Here is a 20,491-nt window from a genome sequence, read left to right on the forward strand (position 1 = left end):
TGAGGTGAGGTACTGCGTCGGGTATTCGGGTAAGCGATGTCGGCAGAGCGCGGCGTCAGCCCAGTTCGGGGACGGTGGATGCGAGGATCGCCGCGGCCTTCCGATCCGCGCGCCTGTCGTGCAGAGCGGCGACTCCGGCCGCCGCGAAGAACAGCGCGACCATCGGCACCGCGAGGCAGACCATCGAGAGCACGTCGGCCGCCGGGGTCGCGATGGCGGTGAAGAGGGCGATGGCGATCACGGCCACCCGCCACGACCGGACGATGGTGGATGCGCGCAGCACGCCGACGAAGTTGAGCAGCACCACCACGATCGGCAGCACGAACGCCACACCGATCGCGACGATGAGCTTGAGCACGAAGTCGAAATAGGTCTTCGCCTGCACGATCGCCGCATCCTGCTGAGGGGCGAATCCGGTGAGCACGCCGACCATGTGCGGCAGCACGAACCAGCCAGCCAGACAGCCGGCGAGGAACAGCGGGACCGCGGTGAAGAAGAATCCGAAGCCGTACAGCCGTTCCCTGCGGTTGAGCGCTGGAACGAGGAACGCCCAGAGCTGGTAGAGCCAGACCGGGCTGGAGACGATGACGCCGACGGTCATCGCCACCTGCATCCTGAGGTCGAACGCGCCCGTGATGGTGTCGTAGTTGAGTTCGGCGAGACGGTGCTGGGTGGCGGCGACCTGTTCGATCGGGGCGCGGAGTGCATCCAGCACCGGGGTCGCCAGAAACCATCCGGCGACGACGCCGGCGAGCAGCGCTGCGGCCGACCGGAAGAGGCGGCGGCGGAGTTCGGCGAGATGCGCGGCGATCGCCATGCGGCCGGACTCGGCCTTCTGCGCGCGCGGCTTCGTGCTCCGCCGCACGGGTCAGACCTCCGTGCTGCCCGGCGTCTTCGGCTCGCTGTCGCGGCCGGTGAACTCGGGCTTGACCTCGCTCTTGAAGATCCGCATCGACTGTCCGAGGCTCTTCGCGAGGGCGGGGATCTTGGGTGCGCCGAACAGGAGAAGGATGACGGCGACGATGATCAGGGCGTGCCAGCCGTTGAGGTTCGCGAACATCGGGGGAGGCCTTTCTCGTAGAGGTTCGCGGCTGATGCCGCCCGGTCACTCAAGCACATATGACGTCTGATGTCTAGGCGGAATTGTGATACGGTCGCACCCATGTTCGGTCTGACGTTCGACAAACTGATCGTCGTGGGAGTGGTCGCGGCCTTCCTCGTCGGCCCGACGCGCCTGCCCGGATACGCCGCGAAACTCGCGGAGTTGGTGCGCAGACTGCGCAGCACGGCCGACGGCCTCAAGGAGCGCGTCAGCGACGAGATCGGCGAGGACATCGACTGGCAGAAGCTCGACCCGCGGCGGTACGACCCCCGCGCCATCGTGCGCGGCGCGCTCTTCGACGACGAGCAGGACACCGGAACGAAACGGGACTGACCAGGCCGGCCGACAGGCAGCCACCAGCGAAAGAGAGAGCATGTTCCTCGACCTCCCAGAGCCAGAGCTCCGCGCGTACCGCAGCTCGCAGAGCGACCCGGACGACTTCGACGCGTTCTGGGTGGACACGATCGACGGCGCCCGCGCGCATCCACTGGTCGTCGGCGTCGAACAGGTGGATGCGGGACTCACCACGGTCGACGTGTTCGACGTGCGCTTCGGCGGCTACGACGGCGAGGAGATCGCCGCGTGGCTGCGCCTCCCGCGCGGCGCCGACGGGCCGCTGCCCGCGGTCGTCCAGTTCCACGGCTACGGCAGGGGGCGGGGCGATGCCGTCGAGAGCCTGCTCTGGGCGTCGGCGGGATACGCGCACTTCGAGATGGACACCCGCGGCCAGGGCTGGAGCGGATCGCGCGGCGTCACGCCGGACAGCGGTCGGACAACCCCGCAGATGCCCGGCTTCGTCACCAGGGGAGTCGAGCACAGGAGCACCTACTACTACCGCCGCCTGTTCACCGATGCGGTGAGGGCCGTCGAGGCGGCACGCACGCTCGAGGCGGTGGATGCGTCCCGCGTCGCTGTCCTCGGCATCAGCCAGGGCGGAGGGATCGCGCTCGCCGTCGCCGGGCTCGTCCCCGACCTCGCGCACGTTGTGGCGAGGGTGCCGTTCCTCTGCGACTTCCCGCGCGCATCCGTCGTCACCGACCGGATGCCGTTCCGCGAGATCGCGGACTACCTGGCGCACTTCCGCGAGCGCACAGAGCAGGTGCACGAGACGCTCTCGTACTTCGACGGCGTGAACTTCGCGAAGCGGGCGACGGCGCCCGCCACGATCACGGCGGCGCTGATGGACCCGATCTGCCCGCCGTCGACCGTCTACGCCGCGTACAACGCGTACGCGGGGCCGAAGCGCATCCACACCTGGCCGTACAACGCCCACGAGGGCGGCGGTGTCGACGACGACCTGCTCTCACTGCGCGTGCTGCGCGACGCCTTCGCGGCTCAGGATGCGGTGCCGAGCCCCCTGCGCAGCGGGATGTAGTGCTTCACGACCGCCTCGCGGTACGCCTCGACGTCGCCGGCCTCCGCTGCGCGCAGCATGTCGCCGTGCGCGCGGGCCGTCTCGTCCAGGCCGACCGTGGGCGGAAGGCCGAGCCGCGGATACACGACCGTGTTGACCTCCCAGAACGCGGTGACGAGCTGGCCGACGAGCGCGTTGTCGAGGTGGGCGAGCAGGTCGGAGTGGAAGGCGCGGTCCTCCTCGGCGAACGCCTCGCCTCTGGCGCTCTTCTCCTCCATCGCATCCACCACCTGGTGCAGCCCTGGGTTGCTCGTGCCTGCCAGGGCGGCGCAGACCTGGTCCGCCATCGCCAGGTCGAGCGCTTCCCGCACCTCGACGACCTCGCGCAGGGCGGCGAAGTCGTCCTCCGGACCGAGGACGCCGCGGAAGACGAGCCCTTCCACCAGCGGGGCAAGCGACAATTGACCGACGTACGTTCCGTAGCCGTGACGAACCTCGACGATGTCGAGGGCGGCGAGCGTCCTCATCGCCTCGCGCACGCTGGACCGGCTCACGCCGAGTTCTGCGCACAGTTCCGCCTCCGTGGGAAGGAGGTCACCCGGCTGAAGCCGGTGGATGAGGATGTAGTCCTTGATCTGGTCTGTCACCGACGTTCGGCGTTGGCTGTGGGTCGAGGAGAACATTCCGGACGTGGTGGGCTCGAACGCCATTGTGGACTTGACCTTTCCGCGGGATGTGCACTACTTTCAGTATACCCACGTAGGACATCAGACGTCCGATCTCAGGAGAGGCAGTTCAATGTTGAGAGATTCACTCCAGAAACAAACGAGCAGACGCACCTTCCTCGCAGCCACCGGCGCGGCCGGAATCGTCGCGGCTCTCGCGGCGTGCAGCGGTCCGCCCTCGACCACCGGAAAGGCCGGAACCGCGGCAGCAGCGGGATCGGTCGACAAGAACGGAACGATCACGGCGGGCATGTCGTACGCGCTCGGCACCGGCTTCGACCCGATGACCACCACCGGCGCGCTCACGATGGCCGCCAACTGGCACACCCTCGAAGGTCTCGTCGAGCTCGACCCTGTGACCCGCAAGGCGTACGCCGCCCTCGGCAAGGCGCTGCCGAAGCAGGTCGACAGCACCACGTACACGGTCGCCCTCCGCGACGGTGCGACCTTCCACGACGGAAGCAAGGTCACCGTCGACGACGTCCTGTTCTCCTTCCAGCGCGTGCTCGACCCCGCCAACGCCTCCCTGTACGCGGGATTCCTCCCCTTCCTCTCGGCCGACAGCGTCACCAAGGTCGACGACACCACCGTGCAGTTCAAGACGGCGTACCCCTTCCCGCTGTTCGCCGAGCGCATCTCGGTTGTGAAGGTCGTTCCGAAGGCCATCGTCACCGCAGACCCGAAGGCGTTCGACGCCCTCCCCACCGGCACCGGCCCGTACAAGATCACGGCGGCCACCGCGAACGACAAGCTCAGCTTCGAGCGCCACGACGCGTACAACGGCTCGCGCCCCGCCCTTGCCGCTGCGATGACCTGGAACCTGCTGTCCGACCCGTCCGCCCGCGTCAGCGCAATGCAGTCCAAGCGCGTCAATGCCATCGAGGACGTGCCGTACCTCAACGTCGACGGGCTCTCCCGCGTCGTGAAGACCGAGTCCGTGCAGTCGTTCGGCCTGCTCTTCATGATGTTCAACACCACCGTGAAGCCGTTCGACGACAAGCGCGTCCGTCAGGCGCTGTTCTACGCGATCGACATGGACAAGCTGATCAAGAACGGGATGCTCGGCAACGCGGAGGCCGCATCCAGCTACGTGCAGAACGACCACCCCGACTACGTCAAGGCCAAGACCGTCTACAAGCACGACCCTGCCAAGGCGAAGTCGCTGCTCAAGGCCGCCGGCGTCTCCAACCTGTCGATCACGCTCCTGACCACCGACACCGGCTGGGTCAAGGACGTGGCGCCGCTCATCAAGGAAGACCTGGATGCGGTGGGCGTCAGCACCACTCTCGACATCGGCCAGTCGGCCGGGCAGTACAAGAAGGTCGACAACAACCAGTTCGAGGTGATGGTCGCCCCAGGCGACCCCTCGGTCTTCGGAAACGACGCCGACCTCCTGCTGCGCTGGTTCTACGCGGACAACATCTGGTCGCAGAAGCGCTACCGCTGGAACTCCGGCGCCGAGTTCGACACGCTCCAGAAGCTCCTCGACCAGGGCGCGCAGGAGACCGATCGCAAGCAGCAGCTCGCCACCTGGAGCGAGATCTACAACCTGGTCTCGGACGAGGTGCCGCTCTACCCCCTGCTGCACCGCAAGCTGCCGACCGCCTGGGACTCCAGCGCCCTCGCGGACTTCAAGCCGATCTCGATGACCGGCCTGTCGTTCCTCGGCGTCGGCCCGACGAAGTAGCGCCCAACGGTGGGGCCGGTCGACCCCGGCCCCACCGCCTCCCTCCAGCCCCCTTTAGGAGTCACGCATGGTCGCACTCGTGCGCCTCGCCGGACGGCGTCTGATCGCCCTGCCGTTCATGATCCTCGGGATCACCCTCTTGGTCTTCATCGTGCTGCAGTTCGCGCCGACCGACCCGGCCACGAACGCGCTCGGTGAGAGCGCGAGCGACGCGGCCAAAGCCACCTGGCGGCAGGAGAACGGATACAACGATCCGCTCATCGTCCGCTACCTCGCCTTCCTCGGCCACCTCATCCAGGGCAACCTCGGCAACACGGTCCCGCCGAGCCAATCGGTCAGTGGCCTGATCGGCACGGCGTTCCCGCTCACCCTGCAGCTCACCTTCCTCGGCCTCATCATCGCCATCGTGCTCGCCGCCGTGCTCGGCGTGACGGCCGCCCTCTACCGCGACCGCTGGCCCGACCAGGTGATCCGCGTCGTCTCGATCGCCGGGATCGCCGTGCCGTCGTTCTGGCTGGCGATCCTGCTCATCCAGCAGTTCGCCCTCACCTGGCCGATCTTCCCGACCGGTGGATACACGTCCCCCCAGGACTCGTTCGGCGGCTGGCTGCAGTCGATGTTCCTTCCCGCCCTCGCGCTCGCGGTGCCGGTCGCCGCATCCCTCACCAGGGTCGTGCGCACCTCGATGGTCGAAGAGCTCGACCGCGACTACGTGCGCACCGCGATCGGCAGCGGCCTCCCGCGCAGCGTGGTGATCGGCAGGAACGTCTTCCGCAACGCCCTCATCACCCCGATCACGGTTCTCGGACTGCGCGTCGGCTACCTGCTCGGCGGCGCCATCGTCATCGAGGTGATCTTCGACCTGCCGGGGATGGGCCAGCTCATCCTCAACGGCGTGACGGCGGGCGACACCAACCTGGTGCAGGGCGTCACCATCACGATCGCGCTCACTTTCGTGATCGTCAACACGATCGTCGACCTCCTCTACCTGGTGGTCAATCCTCGAATCAGGACGGTGTAAACGATGCGTCGCACACTCGCCGATCGCCTCTCCGCTCCCGGACTGCGCTTCAAGGCTCTCCCTCTGTCATCGAAGATCTCGCTGGTCTTCTTCCTCATCGTGGTGCTGGCGGCGATCTTCGCCCCGCTGGTCGCTCCGCACGACCCGCTGAAGTCGGGCGTCCCAGCGCAGCCGCCGTCGTTCGACAACTGGTTCGGCACCGACCGCAGCGGACGCGACATCTTCTCCCGCCTCATCTACGGCGCAAGGTCGTCGCTCGCCATCGGCCTCGGCGCAACAGCTCTCGCTCTGATCGTCGGCGGCATCATCGGCGCCGTCGCCGCCACGGCGCACCGCTGGGTCAACGAGGGCATCATGCGCATCCTCGACGTCATCATGTCGTTCCCCGGCATCGCACTCGCCATCGTGTTCGTGGCCGTGTTCGGCAAGAGCCTGCCTGTGCTGATCGCGACGATCGCGTTCCTCTATGTTCCGCAGTTGGCACGCATCGTTCGCGCCAACGTCCTCAGCCAGTTCGGCGAGGACTACGTGGCGGCCGAACGCGTGCTCGGGGCGCGCACCTCGTACATCCTGCTCAAGCACGTCTTCCGCAACTGCGCGGCGCCCATCCTGGTCTTCGCGACGATCCTCGTCGCCGACGCGATCGTGTTCGAGGCGAGCCTGTCGTTCATCGGCGCCGGCGTGCAGGAGCCTGCACCGTCCTGGGGCAACGTGATCTCCAGCGGCAAGAACCTGCTGCTGGCCGGCGGCTGGTGGGCGACCCTGTTCCCCGGCCTCCTCATCCTGATCACAGTGCTCGCCCTCAACGTGCTGGCCGAGGGGCTGACGGATGCGATGGTCAGGCCGAGCATCCGCCGCCGCGCCGCAGCGCCGGAGTCCATCCCCACCGACGCCGGCACCGCATCCGTCGTCACCGCCGAGTCGCTGGACAGCGCCGGAGCGCTGGAGGAGGACGAGGAGAGCAGCATCGCGGCCGACCCGCTCGACCCTGTCGCCCCCGACCCCGCCCTCGTGCTGCACCTGCAGCACCTCGGCGAGGCGGAGCGCCGCAGGACCGACCGGCTGGTCTTCGACGCCGACGTGCCCCCGCTCCTGGAGGTGCAGAGCCTCAGCATCCGTTTCCCCGACCGCCACGGAGACGTGGATGTGGTCGACAGGCTCAGCTTCTCCGTCCGTCCGGGCGAGACGATGGCGATCGTGGGAGAGTCCGGATCGGGCAAGAGCCTGTCGAGCCTCGCGGTGATGGGACTGCTGCCCGCCAACGCCGAGGTGACGGGCCGCATCCTGTTCGAGGGTCGTGATCTGCTCACGATGACCGAGCACGAGCGCAACGCCCTCCGCGGCCACGAGATGTCGATGGTGTACCAGGATGCGCTCAGCTCTCTGAACCCGTCCATGCTCATCAGGGCGCAGCTCAAGCAGCTCATCCGGCGCGGAGGGACCCGCAGTGCGGAAGAGCTCATGGAGCTCGTCGGACTCGACCCTGTGCGCACCCTCAAGAGCTATCCGCACGAGCTGTCGGGTGGTCAGCGGCAGCGCGTCCTCATCGCGATGGCCCTCACCCGCAGCCCGAAACTGGTCGTCGCCGACGAACCGACCACAGCGCTGGACGTGACGGTTCAGGCGCAGATCATCGACCTGCTCAACGACCTGCGCGCCAAGCTCGGCTTCGCCCTCGTGTTCGTCAGCCACGACCTCGCGCTCGTCGCCGAGGTGGCGCACCGCATCACCGTGATGTACGCGGGCCAGGTGGTCGAGAGCGCGCCGACGGCCGAACTGCTGCTGCACCCGCAGCACGAGTACACCCGCGGCCTCCTCGGCTCCGTGCTCTCCATCGAGTCCGGCGCCACCAGGCTGCACCAGATCCCCGGCACCGTGCCGACGCCGCGCGACTTCGCGAAGGGCGACCGGTTCGCATCCCGATCGGTGGAGCGGCCTGGGGCAGGGATCGACGTGCGGCCGGAGCTGCGGCTCGTCGACGGCACGACAGACCACTACGTCGCCTCCCTCCCGGAGACGGCGAACGCGCAGAAGGGAGCGGCACTGTGACAGGAGCCGACATCCTCACCCTGGACCACGTGCACGTCGTGCACACCGCCAGGACGGGCAAGCTGTTCAAGCCGGACAAGGTGCACGCCGTCAACGACGTGAGCCTGACGATCCGTCGAGGAGAGACCATCGGCATCGTCGGCGAGTCCGGCTGCGGCAAGTCCACGCTCGCCCGCGTGCTCGTCGGGCTGCAGCAGCCGACGGACGGCGACGTGCTCTACCAGGGGCGGAGCGTCCTCACCAAGGATCGCGCCACCAGGAAGGCGCTCGGCAAGGCGGTCTCCATCGTCTTCCAGGACCCGTCCACGGCGCTCAACTCCCGCATGACCATCCACGACATCCTGCGCGACCCGCTGGATGTGCACGCGATGGGCACCGGGGCGCAGCGCGAGCGCCGCATCCTGGAACTGCTCGACCTGGTGGGGCTGCCGCGCTCGGCGGCGGAGGTGCTGCCGAGCCACGTCTCGGGCGGTCAGCGCCAGCGCGTCGCCATCGCCAGGGCGCTCGCGCTCGAACCGGACCTGATGGTCGCCGACGAGCCGACCAGCGCGCTCGACGTGTCGGTGCGCGCCCAGATCCTCAACCTGCTCAGCGACCTGAAGGAACGCCTCGACCTGGCGATGGTCTTCATCTCGCACGACATCCAGACCGTCCGCTACGTCTCCGACCGCATCGTCGTCATGTACTACGGCCGGATCGTCGAGGAGGGCACAGCCGCCTCGGTGTTCGACAACCCGAGCGACGACTACACCAGGAAGCTCCTCGGCGCGGCGCCATCGCTGCTCTGACCATCCATCCTTCGAGAACCACACCATCAGCACCACGAGCATCACCATTGGAGAGAACAGTGAGCAAGCCCAGTTTTTCCGGAGTCATCCCGCCCCTCGTCACGCCGTTCGCCGAGGACGGCTCGCTCGACGTCGCCTCCTTCGAGCGCCTGATCGAGTCGCAGATCACCGCGGGCGTCAACGGGCTGTTCGCGCTCGGCTCGTCCGGTGAGGTCGGCTTCCTGACCGACGCCGCGCGCTCCGCCGTGCTCACGGAGGCGGTCAGGATCGCGGCGGGCAGGGTGCCCGTGCTCGCCGGTGTGAACGACATGTCGACCGCCCGCGTCATCGAGCAGATCCGCATCGCGGAGTTCGCCGGTGTGGATGCGGTGGTCGCCACTGTTCCGTTCTACGTGCGCCCGAACATCGTCGAGATCGAGTCGCACTTCCGAGCGCTCGCCGCGGCGACCAGCCTGCCGATCTTCGCATACGACGTTCCCGTCCGCGTGAACCTCAAGCTCGAACGCGACCTCCTCATCCGCCTGGGCCTGGACGGCGTGATCGCGGGGGTGAAGGACTCCAGCGGCGACGACGTCGCCTTCCGCCGCCTGGTCGCCGCAAACGAGGCCGCCGGCCGTCCGCTGGTGCTGTTCACCGGGCACGAGATCGTCGTCGACGGCGCGCTGCTCGCCGGGGCGGACGGTGTCGTCCCCGGCCTCGGAAACGTCGATCCAGCGTCGTACGTCCGCCTCTACGAGGCGGCGAAGGCGGGGGACTGGGCGGAGGCCAAGCGCATCCAGGACCAGCTCGCTTCGCTGTTCGAGATCGTGTTCCAGGCGCAGGGCGTGAGCGGAGAGGCCGCAGGGCTCGGCGCGTTCAAGACGGCACTGCAGGCCATCGGCGTCATCGACAGCAACCGCATGGCGCACCCGGTGCCGACGTTGGAAGGCGAGACGGTCGACCGCATCCGCGCCATCGTGGAGGAGTCCGGGCTGCTCGTCCGATGAGCGGCACGGTGGGCGTGGGTGCGCGCGCTGGCGCCGGTGTGCGCGCCGGCGCGGGCGCTGGCGCTGGCGCGGACGCTCCGGTGGCGGGCGGGAGGTTCGCGGTCGGCATCGACATCGGTGGCACCAAGACGGCCGCCGGCCTGGTCGACATCGCGACCGGCGCCGTCGTCATGCGGAGCGAGGCTCCCACCCCTTCCGCCGCAGGCCCCGATGCGGTGCTCGCCACCGCGATCCGCCTCGCCGAATCGGTGATCGCGTCCGCACCGTCCCCGTCCCGCGTCGTATCGGCGGGCGTCGGAGCGGCCGGCGTCATCGACCCCGTCCGCCGCGTGGTGGTGTCCGCGACCGACACGTTGCCCGGCTGGGCAGGCACCCCGATCGGCGAGGCTGTCGAATCCGCCATCGGGGTCCCTGTCATCGTCGAGAACGACGTGCACGCCCACGCCATCGGCGAGGCGCGCTCCGGCGCCGGCCGGGGCCGCGGAACGGTGCTGCTGGTCGCAGCCGGCACCGGCATCGGTGGAGCGCTCATCGCCGACGGTGCGCTCGTGCGCGGCGCCGGCCACGTCGCTGGGCACTACGGCCACCTGCCGTCCGTGGAGGCGCATGGCCTGCCGTGCACCTGCGGGCGGGCTGGGCATGTGGAAATGATCGCGGCTGGGCCGGCGATCCTCGCGGCCTATCTGCGAGCGGGCGGATCGTCTGTGCCGGACACTCGGGCCGTATTCGCTCTCGCGGACGCCGGGGACGAGCTCGCTGCCGCGACGATTACGCTGGCCGCGACCGCCCTCGGCCGCACGATCGGCGGACTGGTGAACGCCATCGACCCCGACATCGTCGTCATCGGCGGCGGTCTAGCGGCGACCGGCGCCCGCTGGTGGAACCCGCTGCGCGCCGGAATCGACGCAGAGACGATCCCCGCCGCGACGGGACTCCCGGTCGTCGCCGCCGAACTCGGAGGGGATGCGGCCATCGTCGGGGCGGCGCTGGCGTCGGCATCCGTTCCTCCCCTTGTGCCGAACGAACGACCAGCTTCTGGAGAACCATGTTGAGAATCGCCCACACCCTCGAAACCCTGGCCGGCGGTCTCATCGTCTCCTGTCAGGCATACCCTGGCGAGCCCATGCGCAGCCCGGAGACCATGGCCCAGGTCGCCCAGTCGGCTGTCATCGGCGGCGCGGTCGGCATCCGCGCGCAGGGTCCGGGCGACATCGCGCTCATCCGCGACAGGGTGGACCTCCCCCTGATCGGCCTCTGGAAGGCGGGCGACGCCGACGTGTTCATCACGCCGACCCTTCGGCACGCAGTCAGCGTGCACGCAGCAGGCGCGACGGTCGTCGCGATCGACGGCACCCGCCGGGAACGGCCGGACGGCCTCACGCTCGCCGAAACGATCCACCGGCTCAAAGATCTCACCGGCGCCACCGTGATGGCCGACGCCGGCTCGCTCTCCGACGCCATCGCCGCGGTGGAAGCGGGGGCCGACTGCGTCGGTACCACGCTGGCCGGTTACACCGAGGAACGCCGGAAGACGGACGGCCCCGACCTCGAGCTGCTGGCGGAGGTGGTCGCAGCGGTGGACGTGCCGGTGATCGCCGAGGGCCGCATCCACACCCCGGCGCAGGCCGGGGCAGCGATGGATGCCGGCGCATACGCGGTCGTGGTCGGCACCGCGATCACACACCCGGCCACGATCACACGCTGGTTCGCGGACGCGGTCGCACGGTGACCGGAGTTTCTGCTGGGGTGTTCGTCGGCGCATATGCCGCATCCCCCGCCCACGCGACGTGGAATGCGGCACTCGAGTCGGAGTTCTTCGCCGGGCTGGAAGCGCTGCCGGAGGTCCGCGGACTGGAGCTTCCGTGGATCGGCGGCCTCCACTCGCACGACGACGCGTGGCTGCTCCGCACCTTCCCGCGCCGGTTCGATGCGGTGCTGACGAGCATCCCCGGCACGATGAAGCGGCTGGGCTCTGCCCCGTCCTACGGCCTCGCGTCCCGCGACCCGGGCGGCCGGGCCGACGCTGTTGCGGAGGCCTTTCGCATGCGCGACGCCGTCCGCCGCCTGAACGACGCGGTCGGACGCCAGGCGGTGACCGCCGTCGAGCTGCACAGCGCTCCGTCCGCCCTTCGTGGAGACCGTGCGTCGCTCGCCGTATCGCTGGCCGAGCTGGTCGACGACGCGAACGCCTGGGACGCCGCAGCCATCGTGGTCGAGCACTGCGACGCGTTCCTGCCTCGGCAGCAACCGGAGAAGGGCTTCCTCGACCTGGCAGACGAACTCGCCGCCATGGACGGCCTCCCGCAGTGGGTCGGCCTCAGTATGAATTGGGGCCGCTCGGCGATCGAGCTGAGGGACGGAAGCCTGGTCACCGAGCAGCTCCGAATCGCCGCAACCTCCGGACGCCTCCGCGGCCTGATGCTCTCCGGCGCCTCTGCACAGCAGTCGCCGTTCGGAGCACCCTGGGTGGATGCGCACCACCCGATGACCCCGACGCCCGACTTCGCATACGGCGAACCGACCTCGCTGCTCACCCCGGGCCTCCTCACGGACGCCGTCACTGCGGCAGACGGCGTGGACTGGCTGGGCTTCAAGTTCGGCTGGGCGGAGCGCACGGCCCCGGTCGCGCCTCGCGTCGACATGATCGCGACCGCGGCCCGCCTGGTGATCGCCTCTGTCGCTGATGCCACCGCCTCTCAGGGTGCTGGAATGCAGGGCGGCGCGGTGCCGCCTAAGCTAGGGGGGTGAGTAAGGCCGACCTCAGTAAGCAGCCCGCGCAGGTCGCCGCCATGTTCGATGAGGTGTCGACGCACTACGACAGGACCAACAACGTCCTCTCGATGGGCAACGCGGCTCTTTGGCGTGTGGCGACGACCAAGGCCGTCGGCCCCAGGGCGGGCGAGACCATTCTCGACGTCGCTGCGGGCACGGGGACCTCGAGCGCATCCCTCGCGAAGAACGGCGCGACCGTTGTGGCCGCCGATTTCTCGGAAGGAATGATCGAGGTCGGACGCCGCCGCCAGGCAGACAACCCGTTCGTCCGGTTCGTCCAGGCGGACGCCACGCAACTCCCGTTCGACGACGACCAGTTCGACGCCGTCACCATCTCGTTCGGCCTCCGCAACATCGTCGACCCGAAGAAGGCGCTCGCCGAGTTCTACCGCGTGACGAAGCCGGGTGGACGCGTCGTGATCTGCGAGTTCTCCCAGCCCCCCGCATCCATTGTGCGCACCGGATACTCCGCGTACCTCCGTTTCGGGATGCCCGTGCTGGCCAAGCTGGCGAGCTCCAACCCCGCCGCGTACGAATACCTGATGGACTCCATCGAGGCATGGCCGTCTCAGCCCGTGCTCGCCGACTGGCTCCGCGAGGCCGGATTCGAGCACGTCGCGTACCGCAACCTCACCTACGGAATCGTCGCCCTGCACCGCGGGTACAAGCCACGGGATGCGGGTGGAGCGCGCGCGACGGAGGCCGCCGGCGCGACGTCGTCGACCCCCGGCCCCACGCCCCCTGCCACCAAGCCCGCCGACGCGAAGCCTGCTGAAGTGAAGGCAGCGGCTGCCGCGAAGCCTGCTGCCGCGAAGCCTGCTGCTGCGAAGCCTGCCACTGCGAAGTCCGCTGCCGCGAAGCCCGCCACGGCAAAGCCCGCCGCCGCCAAGCCCAGCACGGCAAGGAAGCCAGCGCCTGCAAAGCCCACCACCGCAGAACCCACCACCGCAGAACCCACCACCGCAGAACCCACCACCGCCAAGCCCGTGCGCTCCAACCGAGCAGCGGGCGCCACGGGGTCGTCGGATTCGTCCGGCGTCCCACCCGAGGGGGAGTAGTGCCACCAAGCGTCCCCGCTGTGCGACGCACCGCGTCGCTGTCCAGCCAGATCGGCCTGACGGAGCGGATCTTCTCGTCCGGTCAGGACAGGGAGCTCGCTTCCGCTGTCGACGCCGGGCTCGCGCTCGTCGAAGAGGGTCTGCACGCCGAGATGCGGTTCGCCGACAATCTCGCCGACGTCACCGCCCGCTACCTGCTGGAGGCCGGCGGCAAACGGGTGCGTCCCATGCTGACCCTGCTCACGGCGCAGCTCGGGCTCGGCAACACCCCGGAGGTGCTGCAGGCAGCGGAGGCCGTGGAGATCACGCACCTCGCCTCGCTCTACCACGATGACGTCATGGACGACTCGCAGATGCGGCGCGGGGTTCCGAGTGCCCAGTTCGTCTGGGGCAATTCGGTTGCCGTGCTCACCGGCGATCTGCTGTTCGCGAGGGCGAGCAAGATGGTCTCCACCCTGGGCGAGCGCGCCATCCAGTTGCAGGCGGACACGTTCGAGCGGCTCTGCCTCGGGCAGCTGCACGAGACGATCGGTCCGCAGGACGGCGAAGACCCCGTGAAGCACTACATCCGCGTGCTGGAGGACAAGACAGGTTCGCTCATCGCCGTCGCCGCCCAGATGGGCGTCGTGTTCGCGAAGGCGCCGGAGGAGTACGAGCAGCCCGTCGTGACGTTCGGCGAGAAGATCGGCGTCGCCTTCCAGATCATCGACGACGTGATCGACCTGTCGTCGCAGGGCGTCAAGGAGACGGGCAAGACGCCGGGCAACGACCTCCGCGCCGGTGTCGCGACGCTCCCCGTGCTGCGCCTGCGCGAGCTCGCAGAGTCGGACGCGGACGCGCGCGCCCTGCTCGAACGCCTCGAGCGCGACGTGATCGGCACGGCGGAGGACGGCGAGATCACTCCGGCCGCGACCGCCGCCATCGCCGCGCTGCGCGACCACCCGGTGACCGCGCAGACGCTGGAGGAAGCCCACCGCTGGGCACGCGAGGCCGTCGAAGCGCTCGAACCGCTGCCGACCGGGCCCGTCAAGAAGGCGCTGATCCGCTTCGCGGACACCATCGTCGAACGTTCCAGCTGAGCAAGAAAGACACAACGAATGACCAAATTGCGACTGGCCATCGTCGGTGCGGGCCCCGCCGGCATTTACGCGGCAGACATCCTCCTGAAGGCGGAGCGCGCCTTCGACGTCTCCATCGACCTGTTCGAGGCCCTTCCTGCGCCGTACGGCCTCGTCCGTTACGGCGTCGCTCCCGACCACCCGCGCATCAAGGGCATCATCACCGCTCTGCGCGAGGTGCTCGACCGCGGTGACATCCGCATCTTCGGCAACGTCACGTACGGCGAGGACATCACCCTCGACGACCTCAAGCGCCACTACAACGCCGTGATCTTCGCGACAGGCGCCGTGCACGACGCCGACCTGGACATCCCTGGCGTCGAGCTCGAAGGCTCGTACGGCGCTGCCGACTTCGTGAGCTGGTTCGACGGCCACCCGGATGTGCCGCGCACCTGGCCGCTCGAGGCCGAGTCCGTCGCCGTGATCGGCAACGGCAACGTGGCGCTCGACGTGTCGCGCATCCTCGCGAAGCACGCCGACGATCTGCTCCCCACCGAGATCCCGGACAACGTCTACGAGATCCTCAAGAACTCGCCCGTCACCGACGTGCACGTCTTCGGGCGGCGCGGACCAGCGCAGGTGAAGTTCACGCCGCTGGAGCTCCGCGAGCTCGGCGAGCTGCGCGATGTGGACATGATCCTCTACGACGAGGACTTCGACTACGACGAGCAATCCAAGGCGGCCATCACCAGCAACAAGCAGGTGATGGTGATCGACCGCGTGCTGCAGCAGTGGCGCCAACGCGAGGTGGGGACCGCATCCCGCCGGCTGCACCTGCACTTCTATGCCAAGCCACTCGAGATCGTCTCCGACGGCGACGGCCACGTGGCGGCGTTCCGGTACGAGCGCACCGCCTCCGATGGCGAGGGCGGCGTGCGCGGCACCGGGGAGATCCGTGAGGTGCCGATCCAGGCGATCTACCGCGCGGTCGGCTACTTCGGCTCGCCGCTGCCGGGCATCCCGTTCGACAAGAAGCACGGCGTGATTCCCAACCACGAGGGCCAGGTGCTGCGCAAGGGCGACAACGAGCGCATGTACGGCGTGTACGCCACCGGGTGGATCAAGCGCGGGCCGGTCGGCCTCATCGGCCACACCAAGTCGGACGCCATGGAAACCATCAAACATGTGATCAATGATCAGGGGAACTGGTGGGCCCCCACCGATCCCTCCGAGGAATCTGTGGAGAACCTGCTGCGCGAGCGTGGTGTGGAGTACACGAACCTCGACGGCTGGCACAACCTCGACACCCACGAGCAGGCGCTCGGGGCGGAGCGCGGTCGCGCCCGCGTCAAGGTCGTGCCGCGCGACGAGATGGTCCGCGTCTCGAACGCGACGAACGCGACACCCACGGAGACGCCGGCGCAGGACTGACGCTCGCGCGATCCCGTCACGCCTGCCACGCTGGGGTGATGACGCACGCGCAGGGGTGGACGCAGGATGTGCTCGGGGATGCATTCGAACAGCTCACGCTGCCGTTGAAGCCGGATGCGGAGGGCGAGGTCGTGGCGACCCTGGTGCGCTACGTCCCGCCGCCGCACCTCGCCGACCTGCGCCTGCACAGGCCGGTGGCCGCCGACACGGATGTGCTGTACGTCCACGGCTGGTCCGACTACTTCTTCCAGAAGGAGCTCGCAGCGTTCTGGCACGAGAACGGCGCGCGGTTCTTCGCGATCGACCTGCGCAAGTACGGCAGGAGCCTGCGGCCGTGGCAGACCCCCGGGTTCGTCGACGATCTCGCCACCTATGACGAGGAGTTGGATGCGGCCATCGCCATCATCGCGGAGAGCGGCCAGAAGGGCCGCAAACTGGTCCTCCTCGGCCACTCGACCGGCGGATTGACGCTCAGCCTCTGGGCGGACCGCCACCCTGGACGAGCGGATGCGCTGGTCCTGAACAGCCCGTGGCTCGAGTTCCAGGCGCACTCGGCCGGGCGGGCGGCGCTCGCCCCGCTGATCGGCCTTCAGGCCCGCGTGGATCCCCGTGCCCCACTCCCGAACGTCGACCTCGGCTTCTACACCAGGAGCGTGTCGTCGACCATGGAGGGTGAGTGGGACTACGACCTGAACTGGCGCCCGGTCAGGGGTTTCGCTGTGCGCCCTATGTGGCTGGCCGCGGTCATGGCAGGGCACGCGCGCGTGGCGTCCGGTCTGGCGATCGACGCTCCCGTGCTCACGATGGTGTCGGCGCGCTCCACGATTCTGCCGAGGTGGACGCCGGAGATGCTGAGCTCGGACATCGTCCTCGTGGTGGACGAGATCGCCCAGCGCGCCCTCAAGCTTGCCCCGACCGTGACCGTCTCCCGCATCGACGGCGCCCTGCACGACATCTTTCTGTCCCGCGAGCCGGTGCGAAGGCACGCGTACGCTGAGCTGCGCCGCTGGCTGCACGGCTATCTGCGCTGAGCACCGGACGAACGGGATGCACGGGATGCGCGCGCCCGCCGGCGCAGGACACCGCGCATCCCGGACCGGCTAGCGGAAGTTGACGAACTGCAGCGCGACGTCGAGGTCGGCGCCCTTGAGCAGGTTCATCGTGGCCTGCAGGTCGTCGCGGCTCTTGGAGGAGACGCGGAGCTCGTCACCCTGGATCTGCGACTTGACGCTCTTCGGCGCTTCGTCGCGGATGAGTTTGTTGATCTTCTTGGCGGCGTCCTGTTCGATGCCGTTCTTGATCCCGGCCTCGATGCGGAACTCCTTGCCGGACGCATACGGCTCGCCGGTGTCGAGCGACCGGAGGGAGATGCCGCGCTTGATCAGCTTCGACTCGAACACCTCGAGGACGGCCTTGACGCGCTCCTCGGTGTTGGCCTTCATCAGGACCTTCTCACCGCTCCACTCGATGGAGGCGCCGACGTTCTTGAAGTCGTAGCGCTGCTCCACCTCTTTGCGCGCCTGGTTGAGGGCGTTGTCGGCCTCCATCTTGTCGACCTTGCTGACCACGTCGAACGATGAGTCTGCCATTCGTCGCCACCTTCCTGAGAGAACCACGGGTGCCGTGCGGCACCACACAATTCAAACAGGGTCGGCCGCGAACGCCAATACGGGGCGACTACGCGGTCTGCTGCAGTTCGGCCAGATAGGTTACGTGGCAGCCGTCTCCGCTGCACTCCACGCACACCGTGACCTCTTCGTCGTGCTGGAACGGGTCGGCGCCGGTTCCGTCGCACCGTTCGCAAATCTCCAAGGTTCTCATGCCGACGATTCTGCGCCGCACCACCGACATTGCGGGCAGTGGATGCGGGGTGTCGCGGATCGGCGCTGAGCCCGCAGTGCGCATCTCCTCCTCCGGTCGAACCGCACGTGGTACGAGGGTCCGACGACACGCCGCCGCGCGCTTCCTAGGCTCAGGGGCATGCGACTCACATACGACCCGGAGCTCGACGTCGCGCACTTCCGCCTCGACGTCCCGACCGATCCGTCCCTGCCAGACCGCTCCGCCGTTCCGGATGCTCCGGCAGCAGGGGCGCATATCGATGCGGAGTTCGACGCGGCCGGGTTCCTCGTGGGGTTCGAGGTGCTCGGGGCGCACCTCGTGCTGCGGCCGGACGTGCTCGCCGCGGCCGAGCGCGCGAGCCGCGCCTAGCTCGGGGACGCTCCACCCGCATCCATCGGGCGCACCAGCGGCAGGTAGATGGTGTCGATGATCTCGGCGACCGTCTCCGGCGGCACCGGCTTCAGCGTCATGATGGCGTCGTGCCGGAAGAGGTCGAACGGCAGCGCAGCGATGCGCGGCGTGAGGCGTGCAGGGTCGATCTCACCGCGGGCGATCGCCCGCTCGAGGATGACGTCCATCGCCGTCGTGCTGCCACCGAGGAGGACCTCGCGCAGGTCGGCGAGGCTCGTTCCCGTCTCGGCGAAGTAGCCCCCGAGGTGCACGCTGAGCGCTGCGGCGAACCCGAGCCTCGTCCGGTTGGCGATGTCCAGCAGCGCGATCAGGTCGCCCCGGAGGCTGCCCGTGTCCGGGGTGGCCGGACGGTCGCGGGTGCCGGCGCGGGCGATGGCGGCCCGCACGAGTTCCTGCCTGGTCGGCCAGCGACGGTACACCACGGGGCGGCTGGTGCCGGCGCGGGCGGCGACGGCGTCGATAGTGAACGCGGCGTAGCCGTTCTGCACCAGCTGGTCCCAGGCGGCGTCGAGGATCGCGTTCTCCAGCTCGACGCCTCTGCGGCGGCGAGCGGGTGCTTCCTGCTCGACAAGATCCATTTGCGTATCTTATCGCGTCGGCCTATGATCGCCATAAGATACAGTCGCGTACCTTAAGGAGACATGGTGGCGGAGAAGACCAAGCTCGATCCAGGGGTGGTCCGCATCGCGGTCGTGGTGATCGTCGGCGCGCTCGCCGTGATCTTCGACACGACGATCGTGAGCGTCGCCCTGCACACGCTCGCAACGGAACTGCACACCTCCGTCGACACCATCCAGTGGGTCAGCACGGGATACCTGCTCGCCCTCGGAGTCACCATCCCCATCGTCGGCTGGGCACAGCAGCGCATCGGCGGCAAACGGCTCTGGATCATCGCCCTCGCGATCTTCCTGCTCGGCTCCGTGCTCTGCAGCCTGGCCTGGGACGCGCCCAGCCTGATCGGGTTCCGCGTGGTTCAGGGGATCGGCGGCGGCATCATGCTCCCGCTGATGTCCACCCTGGTGATGCAGGCGGCGCACGGCCAGAACCTGGGCCGCATCATGTCGGCGGTGAGCCTCCCCGCGGTGCTCGGCCCGATCCTCGGGCCGGTGCTCGGCGGCCTCATCCTCAGCTTCCTCGACTGGCGCTGGCTGTTCTGGGTGAATGTGCCGTTCTGCGCCGTCGGGATCGTCCTCGCCATCCGGATGCTGCCCAGGGACACGCTCGGCGCGCGTCCCAAGCTCGACTGGGTGGGACTCGTGCTGCTCTCACCGGCGGTCGTGGGACTGCTCTACGGGCTCTCGAACGTGAGCAAGGACGGCGGCTTCGCGCGCGGCGACGTGCTCGTGCCCGTGATCGCCGGCGCGCTCCTGCTCGCTGCGTTCGCGTTCTGGTCGGCGCACCGTGCCGGCGCAGCGCTCGTGGACGTCCGGCTGTTCCGGCACCGCCCCGTCTCGTCGGCGTCGGCTCTGCTGTTCCTTTCCGGCGCATCCCTGTACGGCGCGATGCTGCTCCTACCTCTCTACTTCCAGGAGGTCAGGGGGACGGACGCGCTCGGCGCGGGCCTGCTTCTCGTACCGCAGGGAATCGGCACGCTGTTCAGCCGGGCGGCGGCAGGGCGGTTCACGGATCGCTTCGGCGCCCGCTGGGTGTCCGTGATCGGGTTCGCGATCGTCGGCATCGCGACGGTGCCGTTCGCATTCGCCACACCGACGACGAACGAGTGGATGCTCATGGCAGCGCTCCTCGTCCGCGGCTTCGGGCTCGGGGCGGTCACCATCCCGCTGATGACGGTCGCGTTCGTCGGGCTGGAGCGCTCGGACGTTCCGCACGCGAGCATCCTGACCAGGATCGCGACCCAGCTCGGCGGATCGTTCGGGGTGGCGCTCCTCGCGGTCATCCTGCAGGGCGCCGCGGTGGGGGCGCACTCGCTGGCCGGGATCGCAGACGCGTTCGACCAGGCGTTCTGGTGGGCGATCGGGTTCACGGTGCTGGCGATCGGACTGTCGCTGCTGCTCCCCGGCAGGCCGGCGGCAGCAGACGTGGCGCCTGCCGCGCCCGCCGTCGCCGCCCCGCCCGCCGTCGCCACCGCCCCCGCAGCCCCGGCGCCCGCACCCGCATCCGCACCCACCGGGGATATCCCCCTGCGGTAGGGGGCACGAAGTACCGCCGGGTGACGCGCCGCGCATCCCGTCTTCCTAGCCTCGGAT

22 protein-coding genes are annotated in these 20,491 nt (G+C 68.9%); 16 read left to right on the forward strand and 6 right to left on the reverse strand.

Annotation, left to right across the window (positions count from 1 at the left end):
• Positions 1 to 55 precede the first annotated feature (55 nt).
• On the reverse strand, positions 56 to 817 hold the full coding sequence (gene tatC / locus ACIRCZ_RS12945; protein ID WP_402854551.1) for a twin-arginine translocase subunit TatC: 762 nt from the start codon (positions 815 to 817) through the stop codon (positions 56 to 58).
• A gap of 51 nt (positions 818 to 868) precedes the next feature.
• Positions 869 to 1,060: a twin-arginine translocase TatA/TatE family subunit gene (gene tatA, locus ACIRCZ_RS12950; protein ID WP_055889826.1), complete on the reverse strand. Its 192-nt coding sequence runs from the start codon at positions 1,058 to 1,060 to the stop codon at positions 869 to 871.
• Positions 1,061 to 1,162: 102 nt separating this feature from the next.
• Here tatA and ACIRCZ_RS12955 point away from each other — a divergent pair, with 102 nt between their 5' ends.
• A complete protein-coding gene (locus tag ACIRCZ_RS12955; protein WP_055889830.1) occupies positions 1,163 to 1,435 on the forward strand; it encodes a hypothetical protein in 273 nt (90 codons plus the stop codon).
• Between the two features lie 40 nt (positions 1,436 to 1,475).
• A complete protein-coding gene (locus ACIRCZ_RS12960) occupies positions 1,476 to 2,477 on the forward strand; it encodes an acetylxylan esterase (RefSeq protein ID WP_402853736.1) in 1,002 nt (333 codons plus the stop codon).
• Here ACIRCZ_RS12960 and ACIRCZ_RS12965 read toward each other — a convergent pair.
• Positions 2,438 to 3,103, reverse strand: coding sequence for a FadR/GntR family transcriptional regulator (locus tag ACIRCZ_RS12965; protein WP_402853739.1), 666 nt, complete (start codon positions 3,101 to 3,103; stop codon positions 2,438 to 2,440). The genes ACIRCZ_RS12960 and ACIRCZ_RS12965 overlap by 40 nt on opposite strands.
• A gap of 151 nt (positions 3,104 to 3,254) precedes the next feature.
• Here ACIRCZ_RS12965 and ACIRCZ_RS12970 point away from each other — a divergent pair, with 151 nt between their 5' ends.
• The 12 genes from ACIRCZ_RS12970 (at position 3,255) to ACIRCZ_RS13025 (ending at position 17,062) form a co-directional block, all read left to right on the forward strand.
• Positions 3,255 to 4,868 (forward strand): ABC transporter substrate-binding protein, encoded by a 1,614-nt coding sequence (locus ACIRCZ_RS12970; RefSeq protein ID WP_055889838.1) that lies wholly within the window; start codon positions 3,255 to 3,257, stop codon positions 4,866 to 4,868.
• A gap of 67 nt (positions 4,869 to 4,935) precedes the next feature.
• Entirely contained in the window at positions 4,936 to 5,889 is a 954-nt protein-coding gene (locus ACIRCZ_RS12975; RefSeq protein ID WP_055889842.1) for an ABC transporter permease, read from the forward strand.
• Positions 5,890 to 5,892: 3 nt separating this feature from the next.
• Positions 5,893 to 7,938: a dipeptide/oligopeptide/nickel ABC transporter permease/ATP-binding protein gene (locus tag ACIRCZ_RS12980; RefSeq protein WP_402853744.1), complete on the forward strand. Its 2,046-nt coding sequence runs from the start codon at positions 5,893 to 5,895 to the stop codon at positions 7,936 to 7,938.
• Complete coding sequence (locus ACIRCZ_RS12985) at positions 7,935 to 8,726, forward strand: ATP-binding cassette domain-containing protein (RefSeq protein WP_055889850.1); 792 nt, start codon at positions 7,935 to 7,937, stop codon at positions 8,724 to 8,726. The genes ACIRCZ_RS12980 and ACIRCZ_RS12985 overlap by 4 nt, the downstream gene beginning before the upstream one ends.
• A 59-nt stretch (positions 8,727 to 8,785) precedes the next feature.
• The gene (locus ACIRCZ_RS12990; RefSeq protein WP_402853747.1) at positions 8,786 to 9,712 is read left to right on the forward strand and encodes a dihydrodipicolinate synthase family protein; all 927 of its coding nucleotides are present in this window, start codon (positions 8,786 to 8,788) and stop codon (positions 9,710 to 9,712) included.
• A complete protein-coding gene (locus ACIRCZ_RS12995) occupies positions 9,709 to 10,764 on the forward strand; it encodes an ROK family protein (RefSeq protein ID WP_402853750.1) in 1,056 nt (351 codons plus the stop codon). Before ACIRCZ_RS12990 ends, ACIRCZ_RS12995 begins: the two co-directional genes overlap by 4 nt.
• Positions 10,758 to 11,441, forward strand: coding sequence for an N-acetylmannosamine-6-phosphate 2-epimerase (locus ACIRCZ_RS13000; protein ID WP_402853753.1), 684 nt, complete (start codon positions 10,758 to 10,760; stop codon positions 11,439 to 11,441). The genes ACIRCZ_RS12995 and ACIRCZ_RS13000 overlap by 7 nt, the downstream gene beginning before the upstream one ends.
• Complete coding sequence (locus tag ACIRCZ_RS13005; protein ID WP_402853756.1) at positions 11,438 to 12,460, forward strand: DUF4862 family protein; 1,023 nt, start codon at positions 11,438 to 11,440, stop codon at positions 12,458 to 12,460. Before ACIRCZ_RS13000 ends, ACIRCZ_RS13005 begins: the two co-directional genes overlap by 4 nt.
• Entirely contained in the window at positions 12,457 to 13,542 is a 1,086-nt protein-coding gene (ubiE, locus tag ACIRCZ_RS13010; protein WP_402853759.1) for a bifunctional demethylmenaquinone methyltransferase/2-methoxy-6-polyprenyl-1,4-benzoquinol methylase UbiE, read from the forward strand. Before ACIRCZ_RS13005 ends, ubiE begins: the two co-directional genes overlap by 4 nt.
• A complete protein-coding gene (locus ACIRCZ_RS13015; protein ID WP_402853762.1) occupies positions 13,542 to 14,621 on the forward strand; it encodes a polyprenyl synthetase family protein in 1,080 nt (359 codons plus the stop codon). Before ubiE ends, ACIRCZ_RS13015 begins: the two co-directional genes overlap by 1 nt.
• A gap of 18 nt (positions 14,622 to 14,639) precedes the next feature.
• Positions 14,640 to 16,031 (forward strand): FAD-dependent oxidoreductase, encoded by a 1,392-nt coding sequence (locus tag ACIRCZ_RS13020; protein ID WP_055889874.1) that lies wholly within the window; start codon positions 14,640 to 14,642, stop codon positions 16,029 to 16,031.
• Positions 16,032 to 16,069: 38 nt separating this feature from the next.
• Entirely contained in the window at positions 16,070 to 17,062 is a 993-nt protein-coding gene (locus tag ACIRCZ_RS13025; RefSeq protein ID WP_402853766.1) for an alpha/beta hydrolase, read from the forward strand.
• Positions 17,063 to 17,131: 69 nt separating this feature from the next.
• Here the strand turns inward: ACIRCZ_RS13025 and ACIRCZ_RS13030 are convergent, their stop codons facing one another.
• Together ACIRCZ_RS13030 and ACIRCZ_RS13035 are read right to left on the reverse strand one after the other, a co-directional pair.
• Complete coding sequence (locus ACIRCZ_RS13030) at positions 17,132 to 17,620, reverse strand: YajQ family cyclic di-GMP-binding protein (protein WP_055889880.1); 489 nt, start codon at positions 17,618 to 17,620, stop codon at positions 17,132 to 17,134.
• A gap of 88 nt (positions 17,621 to 17,708) precedes the next feature.
• The gene (locus ACIRCZ_RS13035; protein WP_162255943.1) at positions 17,709 to 17,852 is read right to left on the reverse strand and encodes a hypothetical protein; all 144 of its coding nucleotides are present in this window, start codon (positions 17,850 to 17,852) and stop codon (positions 17,709 to 17,711) included.
• Between the two features lie 159 nt (positions 17,853 to 18,011).
• Between ACIRCZ_RS13035 and ACIRCZ_RS13040 the strand changes: the two genes are divergently transcribed.
• Positions 18,012 to 18,242, forward strand: a complete 231-nt coding sequence (locus ACIRCZ_RS13040) for a DUF2283 domain-containing protein (RefSeq protein ID WP_055889888.1) — start codon at positions 18,012 to 18,014, stop codon at positions 18,240 to 18,242.
• Here ACIRCZ_RS13040 and ACIRCZ_RS13045 read toward each other — a convergent pair.
• Complete coding sequence (locus tag ACIRCZ_RS13045; RefSeq protein ID WP_055889892.1) at positions 18,239 to 18,862, reverse strand: TetR/AcrR family transcriptional regulator; 624 nt, start codon at positions 18,860 to 18,862, stop codon at positions 18,239 to 18,241. The two genes, ACIRCZ_RS13040 and ACIRCZ_RS13045, sit on opposite strands and share 4 nt — an antisense overlap.
• 63 nt (positions 18,863 to 18,925) lie before the next feature.
• On the opposite strand from ACIRCZ_RS13045, the gene ACIRCZ_RS13050 reads away from it, so the two are divergent.
• On the forward strand, positions 18,926 to 20,434 hold the full coding sequence (locus tag ACIRCZ_RS13050) for an MDR family MFS transporter (RefSeq protein WP_402853773.1): 1,509 nt from the start codon (positions 18,926 to 18,928) through the stop codon (positions 20,432 to 20,434).
• Positions 20,435 to 20,491: the final 57 nt, after the last annotated feature.

This window comes from Leifsonia sp. NPDC102414, assembly GCF_044765685.1.
In the GTDB taxonomy this organism is placed as follows: domain Bacteria; phylum Actinomycetota; class Actinomycetes; order Actinomycetales; family Microbacteriaceae; genus Leifsonia.